Origin of the sequence: Deinococcus sp. YIM 134068, from assembly GCF_036543075.1 — a bacterium.
In the GTDB taxonomy this organism is placed as follows: Bacteria; Deinococcota; Deinococci; order Deinococcales; family Deinococcaceae; genus Deinococcus; species Deinococcus lichenicola.
Map to the genome: position 1 here is coordinate 63,281 of NZ_JAZHPF010000019.1, position 6,680 is coordinate 69,960.

The 6,680-nt window shown below is 70.4% G+C and carries 8 protein-coding genes; 6 read left to right on the plus strand and 2 right to left on the minus strand.

Going from position 1 to position 6,680, the window contains the following annotated elements; all coding sequences use genetic code 11:
• Positions 1-35 precede the first annotated feature (35 nt).
• Positions 36-953: a LysR family transcriptional regulator gene (locus V3W47_RS15575; protein WP_331826140.1), complete on the minus strand. Its 918-nt coding sequence runs from the start codon at positions 951-953 to the stop codon at positions 36-38.
• A 129-nt stretch (positions 954-1,082) separates the two neighbouring features.
• Here V3W47_RS15575 and V3W47_RS15580 point away from each other — a divergent pair, with 129 nt between their 5' ends.
• The 6 genes from V3W47_RS15580 to V3W47_RS15605 all read left to right on the plus strand — a co-directional run bounded on the left by V3W47_RS15580 (position 1,083) and on the right by V3W47_RS15605 (position 5,854).
• The gene (locus V3W47_RS15580; protein ID WP_331826141.1) at positions 1,083-1,385 is read left to right on the plus strand and encodes a hypothetical protein; all 303 of its coding nucleotides are present in this window, start codon (positions 1,083-1,085) and stop codon (positions 1,383-1,385) included.
• A 94-nt stretch (positions 1,386-1,479) separates the two neighbouring features.
• Complete coding sequence (locus V3W47_RS15585; protein ID WP_331826142.1) at positions 1,480-2,955, plus strand: LysM peptidoglycan-binding domain-containing protein; 1,476 nt, start codon at positions 1,480-1,482, stop codon at positions 2,953-2,955.
• Between the two features lie 159 nt (positions 2,956-3,114).
• Positions 3,115-3,402 (plus strand): ribosome-binding factor A, encoded by a 288-nt coding sequence (locus V3W47_RS15590; RefSeq protein ID WP_331826143.1) that lies wholly within the window; start codon positions 3,115-3,117, stop codon positions 3,400-3,402.
• Positions 3,399-3,809 carry an acyl-CoA thioesterase gene (locus V3W47_RS15595; RefSeq protein WP_331826144.1) on the plus strand — a complete coding sequence of 137 codons (411 nt, stop codon included), beginning with the start codon at positions 3,399-3,401 and terminating at the stop codon, positions 3,807-3,809. Before V3W47_RS15590 ends, V3W47_RS15595 begins: the two co-directional genes overlap by 4 nt.
• Positions 3,810-3,866: 57 nt before the next feature.
• Positions 3,867-4,343, plus strand: coding sequence for an NUDIX domain-containing protein (locus V3W47_RS15600; RefSeq protein ID WP_331826145.1), 477 nt, complete (start codon positions 3,867-3,869; stop codon positions 4,341-4,343).
• A 56-nt stretch (positions 4,344-4,399) separates the two neighbouring features.
• Entirely contained in the window at positions 4,400-5,854 is a 1,455-nt protein-coding gene (locus V3W47_RS15605; RefSeq protein WP_331826146.1) for a M1 family metallopeptidase, read from the plus strand.
• Positions 5,855-5,886: 32 nt separating this feature from the next.
• Here V3W47_RS15605 and V3W47_RS15610 read toward each other — a convergent pair whose 3' ends face one another.
• Entirely contained in the window at positions 5,887-6,516 is a 630-nt protein-coding gene (locus V3W47_RS15610; RefSeq protein ID WP_331826147.1) for a hypothetical protein, read from the minus strand.
• Positions 6,517-6,680 lie beyond the last annotated feature (164 nt).

The following is a 6,680-nucleotide window of genomic DNA, read 5'->3' on the forward strand; positions in this document are numbered from 1 at the left end:
CGGGCCAGTGAACCTCACGGCCCGCCGCCCCTTTTTCACCCAGCTCTGTTCAGGACAGCCGAACCCGCCACGCTCGCCAGCACCGCCCCCGTAAAGGCGCGCAGCAGGGGCAATGTGGCCCGGTGAGGCAGGGCGGCGAGCGCGAGGGGCCGCGACAGGGGGTCGGGCAGCGGCAGGGCGACGAGGCCGGGGGGCAGGGGCAGGAGCGCCAGCGTCGGCATGACGGTGATGCCGAGACCGTGCCCCACCATCGAGAGGATCACGCTGTCCTGCTCGATATGGGTCACGGACGCCAGAAGCACGCCGCGCGCCGTGAGGTAGGACCGGATGCGGCGGTCACACGAGTCGTGGGTCGGGGAGAAGATGAGCGATCCGGCGGCCAGCTCGTCCAGCGTGACCGGGTGTGTGCCGCGCGAGGCGGGGGCGACGAACAGGTACTCGTCGGGTGGGAGGGGGTGGAGGCGCAGATCGGGGGCTTCATCGGCCACGATCACGGCGAGGTCCACCCGGCCCGAGCGGACGGCGGGGGCACCGCCGCCGTGACTCTCGGCGTCCAGCAGCGTGACGGAGACGCGCGGGTGGCGTGAGCGGAACGCCGCGAGCGCGAGCGGCAGGAGATGTGTGGCCGCAGAACGCATGGACGCCACGCGCAGGGCACCCGACAGCCCGCCGTCCTCGTCCTGCGCGGCAAGGAGGGCGTCGGTGGCGGCCTGCACGGCGGCGCGGGCGTGCCCCAGCGTCCGCAGACCGGCGTCGGTGGGCACGGTCCCGCCCGGCGTGCGGCGCAGCAGGGGACGGCCCGCCAGCGTCTCCAGCTTGGCGACCGCCTCGCTGAGCGTGGACTGCGACACGCCATGCTCCGCCGCCGCCTCGCCGAAGCCCCCGGCGTCCGCCACCGCAATCAGGGCGCGAAGCTGGGCGAGCGAGGGGGCGGGGGGCGTCCGGTCGGTCATTTTTCCATTGTAGGTGCGCGGCGCGGGTCGGGCATCGGTCTTTCCGATGGCGTGGCTGAGCCGTGTCCCTCACGCCCGATGTCCTGGACCACATCCTGCGGCGCACCCTGAGCGGCAGGAGGCGATCCCATGACGCACGCCCAACCGCCCATCTCCCCCGTCCTCCCCGTCCCACCCACCCGCCCGGAAGGGGAAGTCTTCGGCACCCTCACGCTGGAGGTCGTCACGCCGGATGGCGGCGTCACTGCCCCGCCCCTCGCGGACTGGGAGGTGCGCGCGTGGCCGGTGGCGCGGCTCGGCGACGCGACGCTGGAGGCCCGGCCCCGCCGATTCAACCTGGGACCTGCCGACCTGGCCGGTGCCCTGCTCCGCGCCGGATATACACCGCTCGGCCCCATCCTGCCCGTGAGAGCTTTTTCACGCTCTGGGTGAGAAAAAGGGCCTTTCCTGCCGGAATACTAGACGACTCAAGTCCGCGTCAGTTCCGGCTCACCTACGCGCCCAACGCTCGTGCTTGGCTGGGGCAATGCTCCGCCGCCCCATCCTGCTCTCCCTCCTGCTCGGCCCGCTGCTCTGGGGGCCGGAAGCACATGCGGCGACCAAAACCGTCACCGTCCGCAAGGGCGACACTCTCTACAGCATCGCCCGGAAGGGCGGGGTGAGCGTGGCACGGCTCAAGGCACTCAACGGACTGCGGAGCAACAATATCCGCCCCGGCCAGAAGTTGCGGCTGAGCGCGAACGTTCCGGCAGCGAGCAGGGCGACCCCGGCCAAACCTGCGCCAGCCAAACCCACAGCGGTCAAACCCGCCCCAGTCAAACCAAGCTCCGTCAAGCCCGTGACCGTCCGGGCCATCCCTGCCCGCCCTCTCACGTCCAGAGCAACCGGATACGCCGTCTATACCGTCAGGCGGGGGGACAACCTGAACCGGATTGCCGCCCGCGCGGGGGTGAGCGTGGCCGCCCTGCGCGCGGCGAACAAACTCAGCGGCACCCTCATCAAACCCGGCCAGCGGTTGCGGGTGCCCCCGCGCGGCACGGTGACGGTGGCGAAGGCGAAGACCCCGACGCCAGCGCCAGTTCGTCGCCCCACTCCCAGACCGACGACCGAGGTACGGGTGGTCTACGGCTACGTGCGGGTGGGGGCGCGGGACACGCTCGTCACGCTCGCCCGCAAGTACCACACGACCCGCGCGGCCCTCGCCCGGCTCAACGGCCTGGGGGCGCGCGGCTTCGTGTACACCGGGCAACGTATCCTCGTGCCGCGCCGGGTGCCCGTGCCCATCCCGCCCCGGCCCACGGCCCAGCCCGTGTGGGTGGGCCGGTCGGCACCGCTGAACATCCCCGTGCGGGTGCTGCGAGTGGACCTGCGGCACCGGGACGTTCTGGTCGCGCCCGTGCTGCCCACGGCGGGCCTGAGCGCGGGGGCGCGGGTGGGCACGCTGGCGCGCACGAGCGGGGCGCGGGCGGTCGTGAACGGGAGCTACTTCCACCCACGCTCCTACGTGCCCGCCGGGGACCTCGTGATGCAGGGGCGGCTGCTGTCGTGGGGCCGCATTCCCGCCGCGCTCGCCATCACGCCCGACAACCGCGCGACGATCACGACGAGTACCATCCCCCTCCTCGGGCGGCCCCTGGAGGCGAGCTGGCGCGGCATGGAGACCGTCATCGCCACCGGCCCGCGCATCCTGCGCTCGGGATCGGTCGTCACCCGGTACGCGGGCGTCTTCCGCGACCCCGCCCTCTTTGGCCGCGCCGCCCGGAGCGCCGTGGGACTGCGGAGCAACCGCGACCTCGTGTTCGTCACCACCCACGCGCGGCTCACGACCACCGAGATGGGCAAGGTTATGGCCCGCCTCGGGGCGCGGGACGCCCTCCTGCTCGACGGCGGCAGCAGCGCGGGCCTCGCGTGGAACGGTCAGGCCCTGCTGGACAGCGTGCGGAAGGTCTCGTATGGCATCGGGATTTTCACGGACTACACGGGGCGGCGGTACGCGAGGTAGGGAGGCGGCCAGCTTCCAGCGGCCAGCCGTCAGCAAGGGGAAAAGACGGGGAGGCGTCGGCCTGAGCATCGGCGAGCGCCCTCGGCTGGAAGCTGGCAGCTGGCCGCTGACCGCCCCTCTGCCCTACCATGCCGGGATGATCTTCCCCTGGAGCAACCTATGAAGCCTGAGCAGGTGCAGGCACAACTGACGCGGGTGCTCAGCGAGGCCATCGCCGGGCTGCGTGACCCGCGCGTCCCCCTCATCGTCACGGTGGAACGGGTGACGGTGACGGCGGACTACGGGCTGGCGCGGGTGTACGTGAGCGCGATGGGCGCGGATATGCCCGCCCTCCTCGACGCGCTGACGCGGGCGCGCGGGCACCTCCAGCGCGAGGTCGCCGCGCAGGTGCGGATGCGCCGCACGCCGACGCTGGAGTTCCGTGCAGCGGGAGACCTGCCCCTGTGACGGTTCTCGAATCCCGTTCCGAGGTGCGCGTGCGCTACGCCGAGACGGACGCGATGGGAGTGGCCCACCACGCCAACTACCCGGTGTGGTTCGAGGTGGGCCGCACCGACCTGATGCGCCAGCTCGGCCTCCCCTACACCGAGGTCGAGGCGCGCGGCTACTACCTGATGCTCTCTGGCCTGAGCGTGGAATACCGCCGCGCCGCCCGCTACGACGACCATTTGATGTTGACCACCCGCGTGGGTCAGGTCCGCTCCCGCACCCTGACCTTCACCTACGAATTGCGGCGCGGGGATGAACTGGTGGCGACGGGCGAGACGCGCCACATCGCCACGGACAAGAATTACCGTCCGGCCAGGCTGCCGGGGGACGTGATGGAAGCGCTGACGGGCGGGGCTGACGGCTGAAAGCTGACCGCTGAAAGCTCACCGCCTCCCGCCCCCTTCCCGCTAGACTGCCCCCACATGACCCACCTGTCGCGCACCCTGCCGATCAAGCGCGCCGCGCACGTCTACCTCGTTCGTGAAGGCCACCTGCTGCTCGTGGAGGAGCGGATGGACGACGGCAGCATCTTCTACGGGCTGCCCGGCGGCAAGGCGCATCCCGGCGAGAGCCTCGCCGACGCCGCCGTGAGGCAGGTCATGGTGGAGACGGGCCTGACCGTCACCGACCTCGTGTTCGTGAGCCTGCTGGAGGGCGAGATGCTGACGGGCACCCGCAACGAGTGCTACGCGAACTTCGGGCGCTTCACGGCGACCTTTCGTGGGGAAATCGACCCCACCGACCCCGAGGTGGTGGGCGTGAAGTGGGTGCCCTTCGCGCAGGTCGAGGGCCTGATCCGCTACGGCCCGCCGCCCGAGGTGGAGGAGCGCAACCCGCTGATCTGGGTGCCGACGCGGGATTTTTTGCGGGGGGAGGCGCGGACGTACTACCCGATCTAGAGCTGTCAGCCGTCAGCTTTCAGCCATCAGGGAAAGATCGTGAGGCACACCGTCTTTTGAAACTCTTCTCGAAGCGAAACCTCCTGCTCCTCTCCGCGCTGAGCGTGGGATGGACGGTCGCGCAGACCTCCCTGCCCGCCACTCCCCCACAGGTCGCCGCGCCCGCCGAGACGCTGAACGACCCGATCTTTCCCGGACTGGGGCAGGCGGGGCTGGACGTGCGGCACTACGACCTCTCGCTGACGGTGGAGCGGCCCGGCACGCCGGAGTTCTACGGCTCCGTCACCCTCACGCTGGCGAGCACGCGCCCGCTGGGGGAGATTCGGCTGGACTTCCTCGGGCCGACCGTGAACGCCGTGCGGTGGAACGGGATGGGGGTGCCCTTCCGCACCGACGCCGCCCTCCAGAAGCTCATCGCCACGCTGCCCGCGCCGCTCGTGCCGGGGCAGGAGGCGCGGCTGACCGTGGTGTACGGGGGACGGCCCGGTGTGGTCCTCGATCCGGGCTTCAGCACGCCCCTTCAGCTCGGCTGGCAGAGTGTCCCGGCGGCAGACGGGAGGGCGGGGGCCAACTTCACCCTCAGCGAGCCGAACGGCACGCATACCTTCCTGCCGTCGAACGACCACCCCTCCGACAAGGCGAGCTTCACCACGCGCGTCACCGTGCCGGAGGGCTTCACGGCGGCGGCGAGCGGGGTGGAGGGGCCGGTCACGACGGGAAGCGGGACGCGGACCTTCACCTTCACGCAGACGCGGCCCATCCCGACCTACGCGCTGGGCATCCACGTCAACCGCTTCGACCGGGTGACGGCCCCCGCCGTGCCCGTGGGCGTGAACGGGTCGCCCGTCGCGCGGCGCGACTACTTCCCGGTGGGCACGCCGGGGAACGTCCGCGCCGTGTACGACCGCACCGAACGGGCGTTGCGGGTGCTGTCGGAGTGGTTCGGGCCGTACCCCTTCGCGGCCTACGGGGTGGCGCTCGTGACGCCCCGGCTGCCCGCGCTGGAGACGGCGACCCTCAGCACCATCCCACCCAACCTCGCCACCGAGCGCACCGCCGTCCACGAACTCGCGCACCAGTGGTTCGGCAACGACCTCTCACCCGCGACGTGGGCCGACGTGTGGCTGAGCGAGGGCTTCGCCACCTACGCCGAACTCCTGTGGGCCGAGGCGCTGGGCGAGAACGGGCAGGCGGTCGCCGCGCGCTGGTACGACGGCCAGGTGCGGGGAGGGACACGCCCGCTCGTCGCCACCCGCGAGGCGCAGCTCTTCGACCGGAGCGCCTACCAGCGCGGGGCGCTCGCCCTCCACGCCCTGCGCGCGGCGGTGGGTGACGACGCCTTCCGGGCCTTCCTGCGCGCCCACGTGGCCCGCTTCTCGGGGGGCACGCTGGGGACGGCGGACTTCCTTGCCTTCTCCCGTACACAGACGGGGGAACGGGGGGAAGCGGCGCTGAGAATGTGGGTCGAAAGTCCGACGCTGCCGGCGCTCCCGGTGATGGCGGGGCGATGATGGTAAGGGTGAGCGATACTTCTAGGTAAGTCTCATTGAGCAGGGAGCAGGAAGGATACGTCCTCCTCCTGCTCGATCTCATATGCACGCATTATTCGAACTTTGTAGTTCACAAGGATTCGGTCATGTTTGGTGAGCTGCATCATCGTGAACGTCACGCTGGTGGCGTTCCCCGTTAGAAATTCCTCTGCCTGTTCGATCTTCCAAGTCATGCCCGCGCGGGGTCCCATTCCGCCCTCGTCGCTTACGCTGATGGCCTTGCCTTCAGTCGTGCCCCAGGGCGTGCGGAGCGTGTTCGCCACCATGTTGAGTTGCAGGCCATTCAGGACTTCCAGTCCGGCCCCTCCCCTCAGCACCAGCAGGGTGCCGCCCGTGCCCCGCTTCTGAACGGTGAGGGTGGAGGCTCCCGCCGGGAAGAGTTCGGGCTGGGCGGCCCTGGCCCGTTCGTACGCTTCCCTGGACACGCCGAACCACGGGCGGTATGGGAAGGGCTGGCCCTCCGGCGTGTTCAGCGTCAGGTCCAGAGCCTCCAGGGGATGGGCCTTCATGGCCGCCTGCACCTGTTCCAACGTTCGCGTCGTCTCCTCGGAGAAGCCGACCGTGACGAGCTGCACGGGCATGGGTGCCGTCATCTCCACGAGCGCCGCCGTGACAGCGGGCAACGGAGTTGGGATCGTGTTTTGCGCGAGGGTCGGGGCACCTGACGGCCTGACAGATTTTATGAGGGCGAACGAAAAACGAGCTGCCAGCCGACTTCGAGCGTTGTTTGTAGTACAGTATGAGGGCGTTTTCGTCCGCTCAGTGGCTCAGGGTCAGGCTTACCCTG

What these genes read in the sequence shown, in the direction of transcription:
- V3W47_RS15590 (WP_331826143.1), top strand. Translation starts at nt 3,115, where the DNA reads ATGAAGCCTGAGCAGGTGCAGGCACAACTGACGCGGGTGCTCAGCGAG.
- V3W47_RS15575 (WP_331826140.1), bottom strand. Translation starts at nt 953, where the DNA reads ATGACCGACCGGACGCCCCCCGCCCCCTCGCTCGCCCAGCTTCGCGCC.
- V3W47_RS15600 (WP_331826145.1), top strand. Translation starts at nt 3,867, where the DNA reads ATGACCCACCTGTCGCGCACCCTGCCGATCAAGCGCGCCGCGCACGTC.
- V3W47_RS15580 (WP_331826141.1), top strand. Translation starts at nt 1,083, where the DNA reads ATGACGCACGCCCAACCGCCCATCTCCCCCGTCCTCCCCGTCCCACCC.
- V3W47_RS15585 (WP_331826142.1), top strand. Translation starts at nt 1,480, where the DNA reads ATGCTCCGCCGCCCCATCCTGCTCTCCCTCCTGCTCGGCCCGCTGCTC.